The organism is Neomesorhizobium albiziae, assembly GCF_900114255.1.
Lineage (GTDB): Bacteria > Pseudomonadota > Alphaproteobacteria > Rhizobiales > Rhizobiaceae > Neomesorhizobium > Neomesorhizobium albiziae.
Window position 1 is genome coordinate 78,933 of sequence record NZ_FOSL01000011.1, and the last position, 23,293, is coordinate 102,225.

Below are 23,293 nucleotides of genomic sequence, written 5' to 3' on the forward strand. Positions count from 1 at the left end.
CTGGCTCCCCTCTAGAATGGAAGCAGGACGTGCAAAAATCACTTGTCGTGTCGTTTCTTGTCAGAAGAGCCGACCTCGGACGTCCCCTGTATTATGGAGCGGGAACTATTGCAAAGCGCTCGCGCAATTCGTTATTTCTTCGCTGACGCCCGCCGCTCGCGCAATTGCCTGGCGCGCTCCGGCAGGGTTTTCTGGCGCGCCCGGCCGAAGGCCAGGGCATCGTCCGGCACCTCTTCGGTGATCACGCTGCCCGATGCGATGTAGGCCCCGTTGCCGATCCTGATCGGCGCGACAAGTGCGGAATTGGAGCCGACGAAGGCTCCCTCGCCGATGTCGGTGAAGAACTTGCTGTAGCCATCGTAATTGCAGGTGATCGTACCCGCGCCGATATTCGCCTTCGCGCCCACCCTGGCATCGCCGATGTAGGAAAGGTGGTTGATCTTGGCGCCGGCCTCGATTTTGGCTTTCTTCACCTCGCAGAAATTGCCGACCTTCGATTTTTCGCCGAGATCGGCGCCCGGACGCAGCCGTGCAAACGGCCCGACCGACGCGCCGCTCGCTACCGTCGCGCCTTCGAGTTGCGAGAATGCGTGGATGGTGGCGTTGCCGGCGATCTTCACGCCCGTTGCGAAATAGACGTTCGGCTCAACCACGGTTTCGGCGCCGATTTCGGTGTCGTGCGAGAAGAAAACCGTTTCCGGCGCAATCAGCGTTACGCCGGAAAGCATCATCTCGCGCCGCTTGCGCTTCTGCCAGATCGCCTCGGCTTCCGCGAGTTCGGCGCGGTTGTTGATGCCGAGCGCATTCTCGTAGCTCGCCTCGGTCGCGACGACCTTGAGGTCCCGCTCGTTGGCGATGCCGACGATGTCGGTCAGGTAATATTCGCCCTTGGCATTGTTGTTGCGGACAGCCTCAAGCAGCGACAGCGCCAGTTTTCCGTCGATCGCCATCAGCCCGCTGTTGCAGAACGTGACCTTCCGTTCTTCCTCCGAGCAGTCCTTTTCCTCGCGGATGGCAAGCAATGCGCCATCCTTTTCCAGCAGCCGGCCATAGCCGGTGGGGTTGGGCGTGCGAAAACCGAGAACCGCCACCGCCGCGCCATTCGCCAGCTTATCGCGCGCCACGATCAGCGCCGCCGGATCGATCAGCGGCGTGTCTCCGAACATCACCAGCACATCGTCGTAACCGCGCGCGATCGCCTCGCGGGCCGCGAGTGCCGCATGCGCGGTCCCCAGGCGTTCGGCCTGGACGAAACTTTCCGTGCCCCCGCCAGAGGACGTTGCTGCCCGCACCTCGTCGGCTCCGTGGCCGATAACAAGCGCAAGATCGCCGGCGCCGGCCGCCTGCGCCGCGCGCATGACGTGTATCACCATCGGAAGGCCGGCGATCTCATGCAGCAACTTCGACTTGGCGCTCTTCATGCGCGTGCCTTCGCCCGCGGCAAGGATGATCGACAGGCAGGTTCTCGATGTCATGGCAGCGTCCGCGAGGAAAAAGGGATGGATTCGGGGCGAATGTTTAGAGCATTTTGCAGCCCGGTGGAAATCACCTGGCGTCGCACAAATGCGGCTAAAACAAACCGAGAGAGCGGAATGTCAGGTTCGACTTGAATGCATTCCACTCTAGCATCGGAGCCGTTTCACTCCAATGCGGCAGGGTTTTGACGTTCGCCTCAGGGTGGGGTGAGAATTCTGCCAACTCTATCCAGATGTCATTCAATAACGGTCATCACTTGTCCGCGCCGTTCCGGGCTGAAGTAGATAAAGACAATGATGCAGATAGCCACAACGCCGGCAAAGAGCGCTAGCGCATAGCCATAGCTGCTGCCCGAAGCCTCTGCGAGGCTGGCCTGGTAGGGGCCACTATAGGAAGCCGCGAGATTGCCGGCCTGATAGATGAAGCCTGGCAAGGTCGCACGGACTGCGCCCGGCGAAAGCTCGTTGAGATGCGCCGGAATGACACCCCACGCACCCTGTACCGAGATCTGCATCATGAAAGCGCCGACCGCCAGCATGGCGGGCGTACTGCTGTAGGCCCAAAGCGGCAGAGAAGGCAGTGCGATTAGGCAGGCGATGGTGATGGCGTTGACGCGGCCTATTCTCTCGGACAGGGACCCAAACAGCAGGCCGCCGGCGATCGCACCGAGATTAGCGACGATCGTGATCCAACTCACCGTCTCAGCATCGAAGCCATGCTGTTTCTTCAGGAAGGTCGGATAGAGATCCTGAGTGCCGTGGCTGAACAGGTTGAAAAACATCATCAGCACCACGGCATAGAGGGCGACGCTCCAGTGCCGCCGCAAGGTCTCTCCAAGATCAGGTCTCGCCTGCTCCCGGGCTTCAACGAAAGCAGGTGATTCGGGAACGTGCGACCGAATAAAGAGCACCATAAATGCTGGCAGGATGCTGAGCAGGAACATTGTACGCCAGCCGACCACATGGCCGGCGATATTCTGGCCATAGAACAGGCCGTAGACGACAGCCGCCAGAAGATAGCCCGTGGGATAGCCCGCCTGAAGGAGACCCGAGACCTTGCCGCGCGCAGATGGGGGAATGGATTCCATCACCAACGAGCTTGCGAGGCCCCATTCGCCGCCCATAGCGACCCCGAAGATGGCACGCAGGATCAGGAACATAGTGAGATTTGGCGCGAAGGCAGCCAGCGCGCCGATCACCGAATAGCTGACGATGTTGAGCATCAGGATCGGCTTGCGTCCGAACCTGTCGGCCAGCCTGCCGAAAATAAGGGCGCCTATGAAACGGGTCGCCAGAGTGAGGAACAGGGCTTGCGAAACTGCGGGAAGGCCGACCTGGAATTCGTTTGCGATATCCGTCAGCAGAAAGGTCAAGAGGAAGAAGTCGAAGGCGTCGAGGGTCCAGCCCAGGAATGACGCAAGGACGGTTTTTCTCTGCTGTGCACTGAGGGGCAAGGCGATCTCCTTTGGCCGCCGCAGGCAAAGGAGAATGCCTCTCCCGTTCCGGCGTCGCATCAGCTTGGATCGACCGTGTTAACTGTATCGAAATTGACGGAGGGCCACTGGTAGATACATATCATCCATGCGTGTATTTGACGCAGTCTGCCCGTTGGGCGGGAAAACTTTCCGTACCGATAAACACTTGAAGGCAGGCTGGAACGAAGAATCTTCCTGCCGCTTAGAACCCTTTTTACGCCTCAGCCAAGCCGCCCCAGCGCCGGGAACGTCTCGAGCAGCCAGTAAGCTGTGGTTTGCACGCCGCCGGTGATGAAGAAGATACCGGCGAGCACCAGCATTGCACCGATCACCTTTTCCACCCGCCCCAAATGCATGCGGAAGCGCGACAGGAACCGCATGAAGGCGCCGGAGAAAAGTGCAGCGGCCAGGAACGGGATGCCGAGCCCGATCGAATAGGCCGCCAGCAACAAGGCGCCCTCGCCCACCGTTTCGCGGCCGCCGGCAAGCGTCAGGATCGGGCCGAGCACCGGGCCGATGCAAGGCGTCCAGCCAAACGCGAAGGCCAGTCCCATGGCATAGGCAGCGGCAGTGCTGGCGGGCTTGCCCTCGGCCTGGAACCGCGCCTCGCGCGACAAAAGCGGAATGCGCAGTATGCCGAGGAAATTCAGCCCCATCAGGATGATCAGCACACCGGCCGCGATCGCCAGCGGTTCCTGCCAGACGCGCAACAGGCGGCCGATCGTCGACGCTCCGGCGCCAAGTGCCACGAAAACGGTTGAAAAGCCGAGCACGAAGGCGACCGAGGCGAGGATCAGCGCCTTTTTTGCCCCGGCATCGACATTCGCCCTTTCGGCCCGGAAATCCTCGACCGAAACGCCTGCCATGTAGCAGAGATAAGGCGGCACCAGCGGCAAGACACATGGCGACAGGAACGACAAGGCTCCTGCCCCAACCGCGCTGAGATATCCGACGTCGATGGCCATGATCTGGATTCGCTAAGCCCCGCAATTGTCGCGACTGCATATAGCCGCGTCGCGCTGGGCGCTCCAATCACCATTGCGTGGCAAGAAGTCGCTGGCAGGATTTGAGCCCAGCGAACGAAGGAAAGAAAGATTGCCGCCCCCCGGCACAACCTTTAGACGATACCCGGGAGGAATTGCCTGAATGGCGAGGGTAACCCCGCCTCCTTCCGAGCATCGATCGCGGAGCTACTCGATACAAACGCGATACACAACCCGTTACACGCGCGTAGTGAACAAATCCTTACCGGATTGCATCAAATCCCCAATTTTGTCATGAGCCTTCAAGGATTCGTCAATGCTTTCCGCTAGCATTGGCGGCTGGAGCGGAACCTGGCGCGCAGTCTGGTTTCATTGCAGTTTGCAATTGTTCGTGACTTGCTCGCACCACCCGCCCCATGAAGATGGGCTCAATGCCCGCCCATCGCGTCGAGGAGTATCAGTGAAGGTATTGGCGTTGCGGCATTGTTCCCTGCTTATCGGCGTGATTTTCGCGGGCGCGACACTGGTTGCGCCGTCGCCTGCGACGGCGTTCGAACTGTTCGGCATCCATCTCTGGGGAGAGAAGAAGGCGGACGAAGCGGACGAAACGATCGGCGAGCCGCAGGACTACACCGTCGACTTCATCGTCACCGGCGAGGAAAGGAACGTCGAGAAGACGCTGAAAGGCGCGTCTGGCCTGTGGACGGACCGGAAAAAGCCGGCCTCCGGCGCCGCCGGGCTCCTGGCAAAGGCGCGCAGCGATTACAGGCGCCTGCTGGCCGCCCTCTATGGACAGGGCCGCTACGGCGGCACCATCAGCATCCTGGTCGACGGGCGCGAGGCAGCCGACCTGCCCCCAGACGCCACGGTGGCTGAAACCGCTTCCGTCTCGATCACGGTAAACCCCGGGCCCGTCTTCCTGTTCGACAAGGCCAGCATCATCAACCGCGCGCCGCCGCCTCAGCGTCGCGACGACAGGGTGCCGCTGCCGGAAGACGAAGGTTTCGCGATGGGCCAGCCGGCGCGTTCCGGCGTCATTCTGCAGGCGGAAAAGCTCTCCGTCGAAGCATGGCGCGAACAGGGCCACCCCAAGGCGAACATCGCCGACCGGCGGGTGACTGCCGCGCACGACAACAACACGGTCGACGCCATCATCGAGGTCGATCCCGGTCGCAAGGCCTATTATGACGATGTCGCCGTTGAAGGCACCGAGCGCATGGACCCGGCGTTCGTCGCCTGGATGACCGGCCTCAAGCCCGGCCAGGAATACGATCCAGATGATATCGACCGCGCCAACAAGCGCCTGTCGCGGCTCGATGTCTTCCGGGCGTTGCGCATCCAGGAGGGGGACGTCATAGACCAGAACGGCCGCCTGCCGCTCACTGTCGTGGTGCAGGAACGCAAGCTGCGCCGTTTTGGCGTCGGCGGCAGCTACTCCACCCTCGACGGTCTCGGCCTTGAAGCCTACTGGCTGCACCGCAACCTGTTCGGCCGCGCCGAACGTTTGCGCTTCGACGCCAAGGTGGCGAACATCGGTCAGACGTTCGAGCCCGACGAACTCACCTACCGGGTGGGCGCCACCTTCATCAAGCCTGGGGTCTACACGCCCGACACCGATTTCGAAGCCTCGCTGTTTGGCGACCGCGAGGTGCTCGATCCCTACACGCGCACCGCCGTCACCGGGCAGCTCGGCTTCAACCACATGTTTTCCGAAGAGCTTTCCGGAAAGCTTTTCCTCAAGGGCGGTTACGCCCAGTTCGAGGACGACACGTTCGGCACCCGCGACTTCGCCGATATCGGTTTTCTCGGCGGGCTCACCTTCGACAACCGCGACAACAAGACCGATGCCACCCAAGGCTACTTCGTCGAGGCCATCGCCGAGCCGTTTTACGAATTCAACTACGGCAACGCGGTCGGCAAACTCACCGCCGAAGGCCGCACCTATTACGGCTTCGGCAAGGAAAACCCGGTCGTGCTGGCCGGCCGCGTCAAGCTCGGGACCCTGTTCGGCGCGCCGATCTCGGAGACCGCACCTGACAAGCTGTTCTTCGCCGGCGGTGGTGGGTCGGTGCGCGGTTACGCCTACCGCAACATCGGCGTGGTGACACCGGCTGGCGAAGTCATCGGCGGCCGGTCGCTGATCGAGGCTTCGGCGGAAATCCGTGCCCGCGTCACCGACGGCATCGGCCTCGTCGCTTTTGTCGACGCCGGTTATGTCGGCGAGGAATCCTTTCCGGACTTCGCCGAGGATCTGCGTGTCGGCGTCGGCGGCGGCCTGCGTTATTATACCGGCCTCGGTCCGATCAGGCTCGATCTCGCCGTACCGCTAGACCGGCAGCGCGACGACCCGAGCGTCGCTTTCTACGTTGGAATAGGACAAGCGTTTTGACCCGCATCCTCTTCGCCCTCGCTCTTTTCATTCTGGCGCTGCCCGCCCTCGCGCAGGAAACGGCCGACGAGGAGCGTTCCTATTTCGTTGGCTTCGTCGAAAACCAGCTGTCGACCCCGAACAGGCAGATCAGGATCTCCGGCATCCAGGGCGTGTTGTCATCCAACGCAACCATCGGCCTGATCACCATAGCCGACCGCGAAGGCATTTGGCTGCGCATCGCCAACGCCCGCATCGTCTGGACCCGTTCAGCGCTGCTGTTGGGGCGACTCGACATCGACACGCTTGCGGCCGACAGCATCGAGGTGCTGCGCAAGCCGCTGCCGGAAGAAGGCCTGCCCGCGCCGGAATCCGGCAGTTTCAAGCTTCCCGAACTGCCGCTTTCGATCACGCTGGGCAATCTGGAGGTGGCGCGCGTCACATTCGGCGAAGGCGTCTTCGGGCTGGCCTCCGAGATCGGCGTCACCGGCCGCCTGCGGCTGGCGGACGGCTCGCTTGATACCGCGCTGAATGTGACCCGTCTCGACGGTCCGGGCGGCCAGATGGGATTGACCGCCACTTACGCCAACGCCACCCAGAATCTCGACCTCGATTTCACCCTGTCCGAGCCTGCCGACGGTATCATCGCCAATCTGCTTGGCATCGAAGGCCGTCCGCCAGTGGCGCTGGCGCTGAAGGGGTCGGGCCCGCTTTCCAACCTCGACCTCGGCCTGACGCTCGATGCAAATGCGGAAAGGGTGCTGACCGGCACCACCCAGATACGCCGGCAGGGTGACGGATACGGGTTTTCGACCAATCTCGAAGGCCCGATCGCCAAAATCATCCCCGCGCAGTTCCGCGCCTTCTTCGGTGCTGAGACCACGCTGGTCGCGAACGGCCTGGTCCGCGACGCCGGCGGCTTCCTGCTCGACAACCTCGCCCTGAAGAGCGCAGCACTCACCATCGATGCCGCTGCGGAGACAGCCACGGACGGTTTCCTGCAACGCCTCAAGCTCAATGCCGTGATCGACGACGCGACTGCGGAAACGGTGCTGCTGCCGGTGCCCGGCGGCGAAACGACCGTCGAGCGTGCCGCCCTCTCCCTCACCTTTGGCGAAACAGCCTCGGAGGAATGGAGCGGCGCCATCGATATCGACAAGCTGACGACGGGCACATTCGGTTCCGACAAGGTCGCCATCGCGCTGGGCGGCCTTGCCCGCAATCTTTCTCAGCCGGCGAGCCGCCAGATCACGTTCAAGGCCGATGGCAGCGCATCCGGCATCGTCGCCGATCGGGCCGACGTTCAAAAGGCGCTTGGCGACCGCATCGCCCTCGACATCGAGGGCGCCTGGAACGCTGGCCAACCAGTCAAGCTCGCCAGGGCGCTGCTGGCCGGCAATGGGCTGAGCGTCTCGCTTGCCGGCGACATTGCCGCACTCGCCTTCAAGGGCGACATCGCGGTTGATGCGGCAAGCATCGCGCCATTCTCCGACCTCGCCGGACGCGAGCTCGCCGGCGCCATGAAACTCAAGGCAAATGGCGAGGTAAAGCCGGTCGGCGGCGCTTTCGACCTGACCCTGGACAGCACCGCGACCGAGCTCAGGATCGACAACAAGGCCGCCGACAATGTGCTGGAGGGCGAAACCCGTATCACCGGCCGCGTCGCCCGCGGCGAGATGGGCCTGGTCGCCGACAAACTACGCGTCTTCAACAACCAGGTCGACCTCACCGCCGATGGCACCTACGCCACCGGCGCCGCCGATTTCAATCTGGACCTGGCGCTCGCCGACCTCGCGCTGCTGTCCGAGCAGGCCTCCGGCCGGCTGACCGCCAAGGGCCGTGCGTCGGGCGCCGACGGCCTGATCGGATTGACCTTCGGCGCCGACATCGCCAGCGGCACGCTGGTCGGCAAGAACCTCAGCAATGCCGCCCTGGGCTTCGAAGGCACGCTGCAGAACAACGACCTCAACGGCCAGGTAACCGGCAGCGCGTTCCTCGAACGCGTCAAGGTCAGCCTCGCCTCGGCAATCGCTGTCACCGAAAACGAACGCCGGCTTGGCGATCTCGATTTTTCGGCCGGCGCCACACGCATCACCGGCGATGTCACCCAGGCCAGGGAAGGCCAGCTGACCGGTCAGCTGCAGCTGAAATCAGCCGATATTTCCACCGCCGCAGCCCTTGCCCTGGTCAATGCCAAGGGCGCGGTGGAGGCGACGATCGACCTTGCGGCAGATGGCCTGATCCAGAACGCCGACGTCACCGCCACGGTCACCGGCTTCGAAATGGATGCTGTCAGGCTCGGCAAGGCCGATTTGCAGGCAAAGATTTCCGACCTCTTCAAGGTGCCGGCCATCGATGGCTCGATGTCGGCGACCGATCTGTCGGCGGGCGGCATCGACATTGCGACAATGCAGGCAACCGCAGTGAAAAATGGCGACACCACCGGCTTCGTCGCCGACGCGTCGCTGAAGAACGGCACCAAAACCTCTGTGAAGGGCGCACTGAGCCCGGTCGAAGGCGGCTACCGCGTCGGTCTCGGAAATCTCGATGTGACGCAGGGCCAGCTTTCCGCCCGCCTGGTGCAGCCTGCAGCCATCACCATACGCGGCCAGAACCTGGCGATCGACAATCTCGCCATGGATGTCGGCGGCGGTCGCATCACCGCATCCGGAAAGGTCGAGGATACGCTTGATCTCAATGTCGCGATAAAGGCGCTGCCCCTGGCGATCGCCAACACCATCAAGCCCGACCTCAGGTTGGGCGGCACGCTGGACGGCTCCGCCAAAATAGGCGGTACACGCGCCAGGCCGGATATCAACTTCAACATTCAGGGAAGGCAGCTGGCCGCGGCGGCACTCAGCCAGTCGGGGTTGAGGTCGATTTCCGTCGACGCCAGGGGAACTTCCTCGACCAGCCGCCTCAACCTCGATGCAACCGTCACCAGCCCGGAGGGATTGCGCGCCAGGCTGTCGGGCGGCGTGCCCCTCGACGATGGCAATCTGGCGCTAGATGTCGCCCTCGAGGCGTTCCCACTCGCTGTTTTGAACGCAGTCGCTCCCGGCCAGAACCTTGGCGGCAATCTTTCCGGCTCCGCCAAGGTCACCGGCAGGCTTGCCGATCCCGGCGCGTCGTTCCAGCTGCGCGCCGCAGGCGTCAGGGCGGCACCCCTAGAAGCCGCCGGCGTCGCACCGCTCGATGTCGCGGCCACCGGCCGCTACGGCGGCAGGGTGCTCGATCTTTCGTCGGCAACTGTCAACGGCCCGCAAGGCCTGACCGTCTCGGCGAGCGGCCGCGTGCCGCTTGCCGGCGACGGCATCGGCGTCACCATCAACGGCGAGGCCCCGCTGTCGCTTGCCAACCGTTTTCTGGCCGAGCGCGGCGCCCAGGTTTCGGGCACGTTGAAACTCAGCGCCAATGTTTCCGGCAACCTGAGGAAGCCGTCGATACGCGGCATGTTCTCAACGGTTGGTGCCGGCTTCGTCGATCCGGAGACCAACGTGCAGTTGCGCGACATCGCGGTGATGGCGAGCATCGACGGCGAAACCGTGACGCTCCGCAACGTCTCGGCAGCTCTCGCCTCCGGCGGCAGGATCGGGGCCTCCGGCACCATTTCGACAAACGCTGCAGCCGGTTTCCCCGCCAACATCCGCATCACCCTCGACAAGGCCAGATATGCGGACGGCAACATGGTCGTGGCCACGGTGGATGGCGCCCTTGCGATAACCGGCGCCCTCACCCGCGATCCGCTCCTCAGCGGCACGATCGACGTGGACCGCGCCGAAATCCTGGTGCCCGACAGTCTTGGCGGGGCCGCCGCCGCCATCGACGTCAAGCATATCGACGCGCCGAGGGGCGTGGTGGCAACGCTGAAGCGCGCCAAGGCCAACGACGGCACGCCAACGCCGAGCGCGCGGCCGAGCGTCGTCAGGCTCGACGTCACGGTCAACGCGCCGCGCCGCATCTTCGTTCGCGGCCGCGGCCTCGACGCCGAACTTGGTGGCTCCGTGCGCCTTACCGGCCCTGTCACCGATATCCAGCCGGTCGGGGGCTTCCAGATGATCCGCGGGCGGCTCTCGATCCTCAGCCAACGCATCACCTTCGACGAAGGCACGGTTACGCTGGTCGGCGACCTCGACCCGTTCCTGAACTTCGTCGCCCGCTCGCCCGGCCAGGACATCACCGTTTTCATCACTGTCAGCGGCCGCGTCTCCGACCTCAAAGTGGAATTCTCCTCGCAACCCGAGTTGCCGCAGGACGAGGTGCTCGCCCGCCTGATCTTCAATCGCGGCATCAACGAACTGTCGCCCATCCAGATCGCCCAACTCGCCGCGGCCGCCGCCGAGCTTGCGGGCGGCGGCAACACGTCGCTGCTCGGCAACCTGCGCGCCGCAACGGGCCTCGACGATCTCGATGTCGTCACCGACAGCGAGGGCAACGCGGCTGTGCGCGCCGGGCGCTACATCAGCGACAATGTCTATCTCGGCGTCGAGGCCGGCGCGGGCGGCTCGACCAAGGGCACCATCAACCTCGACGTCACCGACAATCTGAAGGCGCGCGGCTCGGTAGGCTCCGACGGCGATACTGGCCTCGGCATCTTTTACGAGAAAGATTACTGACGGCGCAAAAGCGGCGTCACCCAGCAGGGCTCGTTCCTGCGGCGCTTGATGTTTCCCGTCGACAATGATCGGCGTGTGCTAGGCGAACAAGACTTCCCATGGCAAATGCGCATAAGGCGCTCGGTAGAATCCTCCAGGAATTATGGGAGATAACCTGATGTTCCTGCCTGCATCGGTATTCTAGCCTTTCGCTCGCGGTCGCGCCGGCGAGACCGCCGATGTCGGCCTCGACGCGGTCGTCGACGATTGTGATCGTTGGGACAACGCGTGCAAAGGAGCCATCAACTGGATCAAATCAGCAAGAGGGTCGACGCCTGACAGTAAACGAACCGGCTCCCGTCCGGGGCCACGCAGGAGTCGGTCATGTCAAATCGAGGTAGAGGGGTCAGGACCATGCATGCGGCGTGCAAAAATAGGAAACCCAGACGGTCGAAGCTCGCAGTCTCCATAGCCATTCTGGTAGGCAGCTTGCCTCTGGGGCAGGCTGCTGCCGACGATCTCAGACTGACGGGTTTCCCCTCGCTTGTGTTGTCCGGTCTGGCGGCAGATGCGCAACAACTCCCGATGCGCGGGCCTTTTGACAACACGATAAAGGCGGACACGCTCGACATCGTTCTTGAGAAGACGACGCTCGACGAAGTCGTGGCCCAGTTTGGCGGAACCATCCACAACCGTGGAAACGACGCGGCCCCCGTCAGTTGGCTCTGCTACGAGGTCAAGATTGGCGATCGCTACAATCGCCAGTGGTTCATTTCGGACGGTCGCGGCGCTGAGGGCAAGGGTGTCCTCACCACGATCGCCGGTGACGAAGGTGACGCGGCGCAGTCGGGATGCGAAGTCGGTCCCGAGACATTGTCCCACTGGACTTTGCCGGTGCCCAGTCTCGACGGCGGCGAAAAAGACCTCGTCGCCACGTTTGGAGCGGCGACATCGGATGGCATTATTCGCTACACGCACAACGTCCAGCCCGATGCGGACGGGAAAGGCAAGCTCCAATCTCTCGTTTACCGCCTTAAAGATGGACAGATCGACGGCGTGGCTCTCAGCCAATACACCCTGAGATAGCCGCAAGCTCGGCGTCTTCTACAAGAAAAACTGCTGACGGCGCTGGAAGGGCATCACGGGCGCAATTCCGGAAATGCCACGACTGCGAAAACCTTGAATCTGTCGCGCCGTCCCGTATCGCCCTCAGTTGGGAGCGACCGTGGCGGTATCGCCCGGCGTGGCCGGCGCCTTGCACGGCGGCTCACCTTTGAATTCCCGTGCGAGGCAACCGTATTTGTCGAACAGTTTGCCGCTCTCCCGGGCCGCGCTGGCCGCGCCACAGCCGGCGACGGTCAAGCCGACAAGCATGACCACGGCAGTTTTCACGATAACGGCTGATCCCCGCGCAAAATTGCGGCGATCACCGCGCCGCTCGTGAGGCGAATCCGACATATGTTGCCCCCACCATGCCCTGGCGGCTTTCTCGAATCGTCAATTTGACGGTCCAGCTCGATTCGGTCTGACATCTTCGCAATTCCGTCGATTGCCGTATAGGTCGAGCGTCTCAGCCAGATATTCATAGTTCGCGCCAGACGCGCCTACGATGGGCTTTTACTCGACCATGCAAGAATGCATGACGCGCCTCGAAGCCCTTTCCTAGCCGGAACCGCTTACTGCCCCACTTCCACGACTACCTCCTCCAAGGTCCCCTGGAAGTTGAACGGTGGGGTATAATCGTAAGTCACCGGAGTGCCCGTGTCAGAGCCGATATCCTGATTTTCGGACAGCGAGTATTTGAACGGGGTGGTCTTTTCGATCTTTCCAATGCCAAGCTGTTGGCCATCGGCGGAGAGTTTCACGGTGCCCCCCTTGCCCGTCTCCTTTCCACCCTCGTACGAGAACTCCATTTTGAGTTCGTGTTCGCCAGATGGCACGGGGCCGGTGCTTTCGACCGAATAGTGTTCCACGTCGATGTAGTTGTGAGCGGCCACGAGCTTGCCCTCTTTCAGATAGAGTGCCCAGCCGCCGGTATTGCCGCCCTGAGTGAAAATCATCCCGCTGGCATTGTCGTCGATCCGGACTTTAGCAGAGATGGAAAACGACTTGTTCTTCAAGTCTGGCGCAGATGCTTCTGGAAGCCCGGCTAGCGCAACCGGGTAGACGAACGTCGATCTCCCCGCAGCAAGGTTCGGCTTACCTGTTAACTCAGAGCTAAAACGCTCTGCTCCGCGCCAATCGAGCGGCAGCGCCTTGTTTGCCGAAGCCTGTGCCCACCAAAGGGTAGTCAGTTCGGCAAGTTTCGCAGGCTCCTTCTCAGCAAGATCATTTGCTTGCGTGAAATCTTCGTCGAGGTTGTAGAGTTCCCACTTCGCAGTCAATGGATCAAATTCACCGCGTTCAGGCTGCCATGGCTCGAAAGAGAGTGACGCAGCCCACCAACCGTCCTTGTACATGCCACGGTTGACCAACATCTCGAAGTACTGACTGGTGCGGAACTCAGGTGCATCGGCCTTCTCGAGAGCCTGCAGGAAGCTGCGGCCTTGGATTGGCGTCTGTTCGGTTCCGTTCACACTTCGCGGCTCTTCGACGCCCGCCGCGGCGAGGATAGTCGGCGCTACGTCGATCACATGCGTGAACTGGCTGCGGACCTCGCCACCATGCTGGAACCGGGCGGGCCATTTCACGATCATCGGGTTGCGGGTACCGCCGAGATGGCTCCCGACCTGTTTCGCCCATTTGAAAGGCGTATCCATGGCGTGCGCCCATGCCGCTGGAAAATGGTTGAAGTGCTTCTCCGTCCCGATTTCGTCGATCCGGTCCAGCATCTCGTCCGTTTTCATGAGATACGCGTTGAAGAAGGCGTTCTCATTTAGCGTGCCATCGAATCCGCCCTCCGCTGACGACCCGTTGTCACCAACGATGTAGATGATCATGGTGTTTTCGGCATCGGGCATAGTTTTGACGAAATCGAGAACCCGACCCACCTCGTGGTCCACTTGATTTCCGTAGGCCGCGAAGACTTCCATCATGCGGCTGTAGAGCCGTTTCTGATCCTCGGTGAGCGTGTTCCATGCGGGGAGACTCTGTGGGCGTTCTGTCAGCACCGAGTTCTGCGGGATGACACCCATCTTCTTCTGCCGCTCAAAAGTTTGCTCGCGATAGGCGTCCCAGCCCATGTCGAACTGACCTTTGAACTTGTCGATAAGTTCCTTCGGGGCTTGGTGCGGCGCATGCGTTGCTGCCGGAGCGTAGTAGATGAACCAAGGCTTCTCGGGCTGGATTGCCTCCGCCCCTTGGAGCCAGTTGATCGTTTGATCCGCTAGGTCGACGCTCAGATAGTAGTCTTGTGCAGTTGGCGTGCCGAGTGGCGTCTGGTTTTGGTAGAGATAGGGTCGTATCTGGCTGGTGTCGCCGGCCATGAATCCGTAGAAGAAGTCAAAGCCCAGGCCGTTCGGCCAGTGGTCAAACGGCCCCATCGGACTGGTCTCATAGATAGGCGTATTGTGGTTTTTGCCGAACCAGGCAGTGACGTAGCCGTTCTGGTGCAGGATTTCTGCGACCGTCGCGGTGTCCTTGGGAATGATCCCCGTGTAGCCATCGAATCCAGTCGCAACTTCGGTAATGTTCCCGGTGCCAGCGACATGATGGTTGCGACCAGTGAGAAGCGCAGCACGCGAAGGCGAACACACCGCCGTTGTGTGGAAGCGGTTAAAGAGCAAACCTTCTTTGGCCAGTTCCTCCATCTTCGGCGCCGGCACACCACCGCCGGTCACCGAGAATTGGCCGAAGCCGACGTCGTCGAGGAGAATGAGCAAGACATTCGGTGCCCCTGCCGGAGCCTTTTGTGGGGCGGGAAACTCCGCCGGATCGGAATCCAGATAGCTCGTCCCAACGTTCCCTCGATACTTTTGCTCTGCGTAGGGCAAAACCGCCTGACCACGTTGCGTAACCGCGGCGTCCTGGGCAATTGCTGCACTACAACTTGTAGCAACTAAAATTGAAACACTGAGCGCTAGGGTTTTTCTAGCCGATCCAAAAACGCTGCTGCTGCCGGAGTGGAATCTCATGCTTGGCTCCTCGCGGATTCTCTGCCGTTGCGTCCGCTGGGGAGTTGAACCAACGGCGATCCAATCATGCGATTTTGCTTCCTCGCAGATCATCGGGCGTTGCCCTATTTCGGGATGGGAAGATTCCCGATCCCTTCCGGGGTTTCTGCGCGCTTTTTTGGGTCATCAGCTTTGGCGTGGGATCACGCGCGTCAGTGGACACTATCGGGACAAAAAAAAGCGGCTGTACCCGAAAATGTACCCGTTTTTACTTTTTGGCCATTAGGCCCTGTCACAATTGTCTTGTAAATTATTGATTTTGTTGGTGAGCGCGCAGGGATTCGAACCCTGGACCTACTGATTAAAAGTCAGTTGCTCTACCGGCTGAGCTACGCGCTCCCGTGGGCCGGCAAAACCGCCCCGGAAATTGCGGCGGAACATAGGGAGACAGGCGGGGCCGGTCAACCCGAAAAACATCGTGCCCGCCGCTCTTTCCAAGCGGGCTCGCACGCTATGCCCGCCGGCTCGATCTGTCCCCTTCCCGGGGCGATGCCAGGCTCGCCTTTGGGAACCAAATATGCTTTCCATTCGTTGCGGGGAATACAACTTTAACGAGGATACCAAGATGAAGAAGCTGTTGTCGGGGCTATGCACGGCGGCGCTGGCGCTTTCACTCACCGCCACCAGCCTCCTACCGGTCAATGCAGCGCCAGTCATGGCGCCGCGCACGACGTCGGCGACAACCGATGTCTGGGATATCCAGTACCGACGGTATCCGCGTCGAGGCGAGTTTCGTCCCGCCTATCGTGGCGAATTCCGCCGTCCGGCCTATCGTGGCAATTGCTACGGGTGCTTCAACCGCCGCGGTAACATCTACTACTACAACGGCTATCGCGGCTATCGCGACTACCGTCCGGGCTACCGCGTATACAACGGCTGGTGGTTCCCGGCGGGTGCCTTTGTCGCTGGCGCGATCATCGGCGGAGCGCTTGCCGCGCCTCCTGCCGTCAGCAGCGGCAACGCGCATGTGCGCTGGTGCTACGACCGCTACCGGTCGTATCGGGCTTCCGACAACACCTATCAGCCTTACAACGGCCCGCGCCAGCAGTGCATTTCACCCTACTGACGATCGCTTTGCGACAGTCAGAAGAAACCTGCGCTGAAAGGCGCGGGTTTTTCACGTCGCCGTTGGTCAGAGCATGATCCCGAAAATGGAAACCGATTTTCGGGTAAAATCATGCGCTAGCGTGGTGTGTTGGGATTCAGGTCAGGCCAGCATCACCTGATCAACACACCCTATTTCGAAAGCGTTCGCCGAACCGCATCCTGCCAGCCCTTCAGCTTGCGCGTCCGCATTGCAGGCTCCATGGCGGATTTGAACCGGCGGTCCAGCGCCCAGGCCTTGGAAAAATCCCTGGCCTTCGGCCACACGCCGGCTTTCGAGCCGGCAAGCCATGCGGCCCCGAGCGCGGTCGTCTCCAGGATGGTCGGCCGGTCGACCGGCGCGTCGAGAATGTCGGCCAGCCGCTGCATGGTCCAGTCGGAGGCTACCATGCCGCCATCGACCCGCAGCACGGTCTTTCCGTTGCCGCTCTTCCAGTCCTTCCGCATCGCATCCAGAAGATCGCGGGTCTGGAAGGCGACCGCTTCGAGGGCAGCGCGCGCGAACTCGGCCGGACCGGAATTGCGGGTCAGTCCGAAAATCGCGCCGCGCGCGTCGGCGTCCCAGTGCGGCGCGCCAAGGCCGACGAAGGCCGGCACCAGATAAACCTCCTGCGTGTCGTCGGCCTGCGCAGCGAGTTCGCCGCTGTGCTCGGCCTTGCCGATCATCTTGGCGCCGTCGCGCAGCCACTGAACGGCGGCGCCCGCAATGAAGATCGAACCTTCCAGCGCATAGGTTGTCTTGCCGTTCAGCCGGTAGGCGATCGTCGTCAGCAGCCGGTTCTTCGAGCGGACCAGGTCGCTGCCGGTGTTGAGGATGGCGAAGCAGCCGGTACCGTAGGTCGATTTCATCATGCCGGGCTCGAAGCAGGCCTGGCCGATGGTCGCCGCCTGCTGGTCGCCAGCGACGCCGAGAATTCTTATGCCCGCGCCGAACAGTTTTTCCTCAGTGATTCCAAAATCATCGGCGCAATCCTTCACCTCTGGCAGCAGCGTTGACGGAATGCGCAATATTTTCAGCAGCTCGGCATCCCAGGCATTCTCCTGGATGTTGTAGACAAGCGTGCGCGACGCGTTGGTGGCGTCGGTAGCGTGAACCCGCCCCCCGGTCAGCCGCCATATCAGGAAACTGTCGATCGTGCCGGCCAGCAATTCGCCCTTCTCGGCGCGCTTCCTTGCGCCTTTCACATTGTCGAGCAGCCAGGCGATCTTGGTGCCCGAAAAATACGGGTCGAGCAGCAGCCCGGTTTTTCTCGTGAATTTCGCTTCAAGCCCTTGCTTCTTCAGCTTTGCGCACAAGGCCGCGGTGCGGCGATCCTGCCAGACGATGGCGTTATGAATCGGCTTGCCCGTCGCCCTGTCCCAGATCACCACCGTCTCGCGCTGATTGGTGATGCCGATCGCTGAAATGTCGGCCGCGGTGACGTCCGCCTTCTTCAGGGCGGCCTTGCAGGTGACAAGCACGCTCTCCCAAATCTCCTCCGGGTCGTGTTCGACCCAGCCGGACGCCGGATAAAACTGCGTGAACTCCTTCTGCCCGGTCCCAACGGGCTTCATCGCGCCGTCGAACACGATGGCGCGCGAAGAGGTAGTTCCCTGGTCGATCGCCAGAACAAAGCCGGACATGAAGCCTCCCTCGGCTGTGATATGAAGAAGGGAGCCGGTGTAACCCGCCTCCCCTCGATTTCAACAGGCAGAACGCCGAAAACGCTCCCGGGGCTGTTTTGATAACTCGCTGCGGTGAGTCAAATGCCGGTGGTTTCGAGAACCGGAGCGCAGCGTACTTTTAGTACGTGAGCACCGGAAGCGCAGAAAACGCCGTCAGTTGGCCACCGCAGTAGAGTTTGCAAACACGCCCCTTACTTTTGCCAGCTCTTCACCAGTTCGTCATAGTTGATGGTGATCGCCTTGTCCTTCTCCGGCTCGATCTTGAGCTGCGGTGCAAGGTTGCCCTTCGAGACGGCATCCTTGTTCCAGTATTCGAGATCATGCTCTTCGGCCATCTTCGGGCCGATATCGCCCTGCACGCCGGCCCGCTCGAGACGCTCCATCACCTTTTCCTGCTCGGCGCAGAGCGAATCCATCGCCTCCTGCGCGGTCTTGGCGCCCGACGACGCGTCGCCGATCGCCTGCCACCAGAGCTGAGCAAGCTTCGGATAGTCCGGGATGTTCGTACCGGTCGGCGACCACTGCACACGGGCCGGCGAACGGTAGAACTCGATCAGGCCGCCGAGTTTCGGAGCGCGATCGGTGAAGCTCTTGTGGTCGATGGTCGACTGACGGATCAGCGTCAGGCCGACATGGCTCTTCTTCACGTCGACGGTCTTGGAGGTGACGAACTGCGCGTAGAGCCAGGCAGCCTTGGCCCGATCGTCGGGCGTCGACTTCATCAGCGTCCAAGAGCCCACGTCCTGGTAGCCGAGCTTCATGCCGTCCTTCCAGTAGACGCCGTGCGGGCTCGGAGCGAAGCGCCATTTCGGCGTACCGTCCTCGTTCACGACCGGCAGGCCTTCCTTCACGAAATCGGCGGTGAAGGCCGTATACGTGAACATCTGCTGGGCGATCTCGCCCTGCGACGGCACCGGCCCGGATTCAGAGAAGGTCATGCCCTGGGCCTGCTGCGGCGCATAGGCCTTTAGCCAGTCGAGATACTTCTGGATGGCGTAGACGGAGGCCGGGCCGTTGGTGTCGCCGCCGCGCGCCACGCAGGAACCGACAGGACGCGAATTCTCGTCGACCTTGATGCCCCATTCGTCGACGGGCAGACCGTTCGGGATGCCCTTGTCGCCATTGCCGGCCATCGACAGCCAGGCGTCGGTGAACCGCCAGCCGAGCGACGGGTCCTTCTTGCCGTAGTCCATGTGGCCGTAGACCTTCTTGCCGTCGATCTCGCGGCCGGTGAAGAACTCGGCGATGTCCTCGTAGGCCGACCAGTTGACCGGCACGCCGAGATCGTAGCCGTACTTCGCCTTGAAGTCGGCCTTGTTCTTCTCGTCGTTGAACCAGTCGTAGCGGAACCAGTAGAGGTTCGCGAACTGCTGGTCGGGGAGCTGGTAGAGCTTCTTGTCCGGCGCGGTGGTGAACGACGTGCCGATGAAGTCGGCGAGATCGAGGTTCGGATTGGTGACATCCTTGCCCTCGTTGGCCATCCAGTCGGTCAGGTTGCGCACCTGCTGGTAGCGCCAGTGCGTGCCGATCAGGTCGGAATCGTTCACCCAGGCGTCATAGAGGTTTTCGCCCGTCTGCATCTGGGTCTGGATCTTCTCCACCACGTCACCTTCCTGGATCAGGTCGTGGGTGAGCTTGATGCCGGTGATGGCCGAGAAGGCAGGCGCCAGCACTTCCGATTCGTAGGAGTGGGTGGTGATGGTTTCCGACACCACCTTGATTTCCATGCCGGCGAAAGGCTTCGCGGCATCGACGAACCACTGCATTTCGGCTTCCTGTGCGGCGCGGTCGAGCGTCGACATGTCGCCGATTTCCTTGTCAAGGAACGCCTTCGCCTCGTCCATCCCGGCATATGCCTGGCTGGAGCAAAGCATGAGTGCGAGAATGCTTGTTGATGTTAGTATTTGCCGTCGCATGAGTTTCCTCCCAAAGGTTGCAAGTGCGATTTGGGGCGGCCGCCGGCACGCGGTCGTCCCAACAGTTTCCCCCTCTATACGTAGCGGAACACGCCGATGGCGTAGACCACGGAGAGAGCGAGAGCCCACCACAGGCTGGGTCCGACAAGACCCAGCCAAGCGAGATGGATGTAGGCGCTGCCAAGCAGCGAAACGAAGAGACGGTCGCCGCGCGTCGTTTCGAAGCGCAGGATGCCGACGCGGGGATTTCCGCCAGGCGAGACATATTCCCACACTGCCATGCCAACGAGCAGCGCAAAGATCGTCGCGAAGAAGATCGCGGTCGGCAGCGTCCATGCCATCCAGGAAAGGTTCATGGCTTCAGCACCCGCATCCTTCCTTGTCGTCCTTCGGGTCCGGACAGGTCAGTTCCTGCCGGGGAAAGCCGATCGATGAATTTTCGAATTCAGCGCGGAAGCCGCCATTGGCCCAGCACCATTTGCCTTTGCCCAGAACGTTGTGAAGCGCATCGCAAGTCTTGCCGAGATCGAGCGTTTCGATGCCCTCGACGACCTTCGAGTTGACGCCGGCCTCGACAAAACGGGCGACCGGGTATTGCGACTTCAGCTGGTAACCCGAACTGTTGCAGACCAGCGACCATTTGTGGTTGTCGCCGACATATCGGAACTCCTCCGGCTCGGCATCGGCCAAGGCCGGCGCGGCGCCGAGCACAACGGTGAGCGTTGCCAGGACGTACCTCATCACACCCTCCCCAGGGCGAAGCCCTTGGCGATGTAGTTGCGCACGAACCAGATGACGAGCGCGCCGGGAATAAGCGTCAGCACGCCGGCCGCGGCCAGCAGGCCCCAGTCCATACCGGAAGCCGAAACGGTGCGTGTCATCACCGCGGCGATCGGCTTGGCGTCGGTGGTGGTCAGGGTGCGGGCAAGCAGCAGTTCCACCCACGAGAACATGAAGCAGAAGAACGCTGCTACGCCGATGCCGGACGCGATCAGCGGCATGAAAATCTTGAAGAAGAAGCGCGGGAAGGAATAGCCGTCGATATAGGCGGTTTCGTCGATCTCCTTCGGCACGCCGGACATGAAGCCTTCGAGAATCCACACCGCCAGCGGAACGTTGAACAGGCAGTGCGCCAGCGCCACCGCGATATGCGTGTCGATCAGCCCGAAGGCGGAATAGAGCTGGAAGAAAGGCAGTGCAAAGACCGCTGGCGGCGCCATGCGGTTGGTCAGCAGCCAGAAGAAAAGGTGCTTGTCGCCGAGGAAGCGGTAGCGCGAGAAAGCATAGGCAGCAGGCAGCGCCACGGAGACGGAAATCACCATGTTCATGACCACGTAGGTGATCGAGTTGATGTAGCCCGAATACCAGGAAGGGTCGCTGAAGATGATCTGGTAGTTCCGCAGCGTCGGCGCGTGCGGATAGAGCGTCATGGTGGTGACGATCTCGGTGTTGGTCTTGAAGCTCATGTTGATGAGCCAGTAGATCGGCAGCATCAGGAATATGATGTAGAGGGTCGGCGTCAGCCACCAGAAGCGCGATTCATCGCCGCGCCGGCGCATGGCGCGCGCCACCGCCGCCTGATTTGCCGAAGCCGCAGGCGCTCCGGCCGGTTCGGCCTCTGTCCTTGCAGTTGCAAGCGTGTCTCTAAGCTCGGCCATGCTCAGCGCTCCGCGTCATAGTTGGTCATGACGGTGTAGAACACCCACGACAGCAGCAGCACGATCAGGAAGTAGACGATCGACATCGCGGCCGCCGGTCCGAGGTCGAACTGACCAAGCGCGATCTTGACCAAATCGATCGACAGGAACGTCGTCGAATTGCCGGGGCCGCCGCCGGTCACCACGAAGGGCTCGGTGTAGATCATGAAGCTATCCATGAAGCGCAACAGCACGGCGATCAGCAGCACCCGGTTCATCTTCGGCAGCTGGATGTAGCGAAACACCGCCCAGCGCGAGGCGCCGTCGATCTTGGCTGCCTGGTAATAGGCTTCGGGGATCGACACGAGCCCGGCGTAGCAGAGGAGCACGACAAGGCTCGTCCAGTGCCAGATATCCATGATGATGACCGTGACCCAGGCGTCGATCGGATCACGAACGTAGTTGTAGTCGATGCCGATCGCGTTGACGTAGTAGCCGAGCAGGCCGATGTCGCTGCGTCCGAACACCTGCCAGATGGTGCCGACGACATTCCACGGTATGAGCAGCGGCAGCGCCATCAGCACCAAGCAGACCGGCACGCCCCAGCCCGACCGCGGCATGTTTAGCGCCACGAAAATGCCGAGCGGCACTTCGATAGCCAGGATGATGGCGGAGAAGATGAGGTTGCGGCCCATCGCTTGCCAGAAGCGGTCGGAATGCAGGATTTCCTCGAACCATTCGGTGCCTGCCCAGAAGAACTGGTTGTTGCCGAAGGTGTCCTGCACCGAATAGTTCACCACCGTCATCAACGGGATGAGCGCCGAGAACGCCACCAGCACCAGCACCGGCAGCACCATGAACCAGGCTTTGTTGTTCCAGGTTCTGTCCATGGTCAGGCTCCCATCTCAACACGCCAGGAGCCGGCATAGATGTTGATCCCCTTGGGATCGAACGAAACATGCGGGTCGGCGGGAATGTAGGCGTCTTCGCCAACGATCGCCGCGATCTCGCGGCCTTCGAGATTGGCGCGCACGATCTTCTGGCGGCCGATATCCTCGACCTTGCGGATCGACACCGGCATGCCGGCCTTGCCGAGCCGCACGAATTCGGGCCGGATGCCGAGTTCCATCGTTCCCTCGCCCGGGCTTTTCAACTTGCCGGGCAGGTCGATGGTCTGGCTGCCGACACGCGCGCTGCGGCCGTCGATCGCCACCGGCATGACGTTCATGCCGGGTGAGCCGATGAAATAGCCGACAAACGTATGGCTCGGCCTTTCGAACAATTCGTCCGGGGTGCCGATCTGCACGACCCCGCCTTCGTACATGACCACGACCTTTTCGGCGAAGGTCAGCGCCTCGGTCTGGTCGTGCGTGACATAGACCATGGTGTGGCCGAAGCGGCGGTGCAATTGCTTCAGCTGCGAGCGCAGCACCCATTTCATATGCGGGTCGATGACGGTGAGCGGCTCGTCGAACAGGATGGCGTTCACGTCCGAACGCACCAGGCCGCGGCCGAGTGAGATTTTCTGCTTCTGGTCAGCGGTCAGCCCGCGCGCCTTCTTCTTCGCCCAGCTTGCGAGGTCGATCATGTCGAGGATCTCGCGCACCTTGCGGTCGACATCGGCTTCGGCAATGCCGCGATTGCGCAGTGGAAACGCCAGATTGTCGTAAACGGTCATGGTGTCATAGATGACCGGGAACTGGAACACCTGCGCGATGTTGCGTTCCTGCGTCGACAGTTTGTTGACGTCGACGCCGTCGAACAGGAGCTGGCCGTGCGACGCGCGCAACAGGCCGGAAATGATGTTCAAAAGCGTGGTCTTGCCGCAGCCGGAAGGCCCCAGCAACGCATAGGCGCCGCCGTCGGCGAAGCTCGTATGCACTTCTTTCAGCGCATAGTCGGCTTCCGACTTCGGGTTCGCCACATAGGAGTGGCGGATGTGATTGAGGTCGATCCGAGCCAT

General features: G+C 61.7%; 16 protein-coding genes and 1 tRNA gene. 4 read left to right on the top strand and 13 right to left on the bottom strand.

Going from position 1 to position 23,293, the window contains the following annotated elements; translation table 11 throughout:
- Positions 1 to 131: 131 nt before the first annotated feature.
- The 3 genes from glmU to F3H98_RS17895 form a co-directional block, all read right to left on the bottom strand.
- Positions 132 to 1,475, bottom strand: coding sequence for a bifunctional UDP-N-acetylglucosamine diphosphorylase/glucosamine-1-phosphate N-acetyltransferase GlmU (glmU, locus tag F3H98_RS17885; RefSeq protein WP_149761524.1), 1,344 nt, complete (start codon positions 1,473 to 1,475; stop codon positions 132 to 134).
- Between the two features lie 236 nt (positions 1,476 to 1,711).
- Entirely contained in the window at positions 1,712 to 2,929 is a 1,218-nt protein-coding gene (locus F3H98_RS17890) for an MFS transporter (protein ID WP_188130452.1), read from the bottom strand.
- Between the two features lie 242 nt (positions 2,930 to 3,171).
- A complete protein-coding gene (locus tag F3H98_RS17895) occupies positions 3,172 to 3,915 on the bottom strand; it encodes a cytochrome c biogenesis CcdA family protein (protein WP_149761526.1) in 744 nt (247 codons plus the stop codon).
- 478 nt (positions 3,916 to 4,393) lie between these two features.
- Between F3H98_RS17895 and F3H98_RS17900 the strand changes: the two genes are divergently transcribed.
- The 3 genes from F3H98_RS17900 (at position 4,394) to F3H98_RS17910 (ending at position 11,982) form a co-directional block, all read left to right on the top strand.
- Positions 4,394 to 6,322 carry an autotransporter assembly complex protein TamA gene (locus tag F3H98_RS17900; protein WP_431311653.1) on the top strand — a complete coding sequence of 643 codons (1,929 nt, stop codon included), beginning with the start codon at positions 4,394 to 4,396 and terminating at the stop codon, positions 6,320 to 6,322.
- Positions 6,319 to 10,917 carry a translocation/assembly module TamB domain-containing protein gene (locus F3H98_RS17905; RefSeq protein ID WP_149761528.1) on the top strand — a complete coding sequence of 1,533 codons (4,599 nt, stop codon included), beginning with the start codon at positions 6,319 to 6,321 and terminating at the stop codon, positions 10,915 to 10,917. Before F3H98_RS17900 ends, F3H98_RS17905 begins: the two co-directional genes overlap by 4 nt.
- 468 nt (positions 10,918 to 11,385) lie before the next feature.
- A complete protein-coding gene (locus F3H98_RS17910; protein WP_149761529.1) occupies positions 11,386 to 11,982 on the top strand; it encodes a hypothetical protein in 597 nt (198 codons plus the stop codon).
- Positions 11,983 to 12,105: 123 nt separating this feature from the next.
- On the opposite strand, the gene F3H98_RS17915 is transcribed toward F3H98_RS17910, so the two are convergent.
- From F3H98_RS17915 to F3H98_RS17925, 3 genes are all read right to left on the bottom strand, one after another.
- On the bottom strand, positions 12,106 to 12,288 hold the full coding sequence (locus tag F3H98_RS17915; RefSeq protein ID WP_149761530.1) for a hypothetical protein: 183 nt from the start codon (positions 12,286 to 12,288) through the stop codon (positions 12,106 to 12,108).
- Positions 12,289 to 12,572: 284 nt separating this feature from the next.
- Positions 12,573 to 14,969, bottom strand: a complete 2,397-nt coding sequence (locus F3H98_RS17920) for an arylsulfatase (protein ID WP_149761531.1) — start codon at positions 14,967 to 14,969, stop codon at positions 12,573 to 12,575.
- A gap of 302 nt (positions 14,970 to 15,271) precedes the next feature.
- A tRNA-Lys gene (locus F3H98_RS17925) sits at positions 15,272 to 15,347 on the bottom strand.
- Between the two features lie 226 nt (positions 15,348 to 15,573).
- Between F3H98_RS17925 and F3H98_RS17930 the strand changes: the two genes are divergently transcribed.
- Positions 15,574 to 16,074 (top strand): BA14K family protein, encoded by a 501-nt coding sequence (locus tag F3H98_RS17930; RefSeq protein ID WP_149761532.1) that lies wholly within the window; start codon positions 15,574 to 15,576, stop codon positions 16,072 to 16,074.
- Between the two features lie 170 nt (positions 16,075 to 16,244).
- Here the strand turns inward: F3H98_RS17930 and glpK are convergent, their stop codons facing one another.
- From glpK to F3H98_RS17965, 7 genes are all read right to left on the bottom strand, one after another.
- Entirely contained in the window at positions 16,245 to 17,735 is a 1,491-nt protein-coding gene (glpK, locus tag F3H98_RS17935) for a glycerol kinase GlpK (protein ID WP_149761533.1), read from the bottom strand.
- Between the two features lie 233 nt (positions 17,736 to 17,968).
- Positions 17,969 to 19,693, bottom strand: a complete 1,725-nt coding sequence (locus F3H98_RS17940; RefSeq protein ID WP_149761534.1) for an ABC transporter substrate-binding protein — start codon at positions 19,691 to 19,693, stop codon at positions 17,969 to 17,971.
- Positions 19,694 to 19,767: 74 nt separating this feature from the next.
- Positions 19,768 to 20,049: a DUF2160 domain-containing protein gene (locus F3H98_RS17945; RefSeq protein ID WP_149761535.1), complete on the bottom strand. Its 282-nt coding sequence runs from the start codon at positions 20,047 to 20,049 to the stop codon at positions 19,768 to 19,770.
- 4 nt (positions 20,050 to 20,053) lie between these two features.
- On the bottom strand, positions 20,054 to 20,434 hold the full coding sequence (locus tag F3H98_RS17950) for a hypothetical protein (protein ID WP_149761536.1): 381 nt from the start codon (positions 20,432 to 20,434) through the stop codon (positions 20,054 to 20,056).
- Positions 20,434 to 21,252 carry a carbohydrate ABC transporter permease gene (locus tag F3H98_RS17955; RefSeq protein ID WP_244621781.1) on the bottom strand — a complete coding sequence of 273 codons (819 nt, stop codon included), beginning with the start codon at positions 21,250 to 21,252 and terminating at the stop codon, positions 20,434 to 20,436. Before F3H98_RS17955 ends, F3H98_RS17950 begins: the two co-directional genes overlap by 1 nt.
- Positions 21,253 to 21,353: 101 nt before the next feature.
- Positions 21,354 to 22,220, bottom strand: coding sequence for a carbohydrate ABC transporter permease (locus F3H98_RS17960; RefSeq protein ID WP_149761538.1), 867 nt, complete (start codon positions 22,218 to 22,220; stop codon positions 21,354 to 21,356).
- Between the two features lie 2 nt (positions 22,221 to 22,222).
- Positions 22,223 to 23,293 carry an ABC transporter ATP-binding protein gene (locus F3H98_RS17965; RefSeq protein ID WP_149761539.1) on the bottom strand — a complete coding sequence of 357 codons (1,071 nt, stop codon included), beginning with the start codon at positions 23,291 to 23,293 and terminating at the stop codon, positions 22,223 to 22,225.

Excerpts from the sequence above, each read along its gene's own strand:
- F3H98_RS17920 (WP_149761531.1), bottom strand. The coding sequence starts at position 14,969 with ATGAGATTCCACTCCGGCAGCAGCAGCGTTTTTGGATCGGCTAGAAAA.
- F3H98_RS17960 (WP_149761538.1), bottom strand. The coding sequence starts at position 22,220 with ATGGACAGAACCTGGAACAACAAAGCCTGGTTCATGGTGCTGCCGGTG.
- F3H98_RS17950 (WP_149761536.1), bottom strand. The coding sequence starts at position 20,434 with ATGAGGTACGTCCTGGCAACGCTCACCGTTGTGCTCGGCGCCGCGCCG.
- F3H98_RS17945 (WP_149761535.1), bottom strand. The coding sequence starts at position 20,049 with ATGAACCTTTCCTGGATGGCATGGACGCTGCCGACCGCGATCTTCTTC.
- glmU (WP_149761524.1), bottom strand. The coding sequence starts at position 1,475 with ATGACATCGAGAACCTGCCTGTCGATCATCCTTGCCGCGGGCGAAGGC.
- F3H98_RS17955 (WP_244621781.1), bottom strand. The coding sequence starts at position 21,252 with ATGCGCCGGCGCGGCGATGAATCGCGCTTCTGGTGGCTGACGCCGACC.
- F3H98_RS17930 (WP_149761532.1), top strand. The coding sequence starts at position 15,574 with ATGAAGAAGCTGTTGTCGGGGCTATGCACGGCGGCGCTGGCGCTTTCA.
- F3H98_RS17940 (WP_149761534.1), bottom strand. The coding sequence starts at position 19,693 with ATGCGACGGCAAATACTAACATCAACAAGCATTCTCGCACTCATGCTT.
- F3H98_RS17965 (WP_149761539.1), bottom strand. The coding sequence starts at position 23,293 with ATGGCTCGGATCGACCTCAATCACATCCGCCACTCCTATGTGGCGAAC.
- glpK (WP_149761533.1), bottom strand. The coding sequence starts at position 17,735 with ATGTCCGGCTTTGTTCTGGCGATCGACCAGGGAACTACCTCTTCGCGC.
- F3H98_RS17895 (WP_149761526.1), bottom strand. The coding sequence starts at position 3,915 with ATGGCCATCGACGTCGGATATCTCAGCGCGGTTGGGGCAGGAGCCTTG.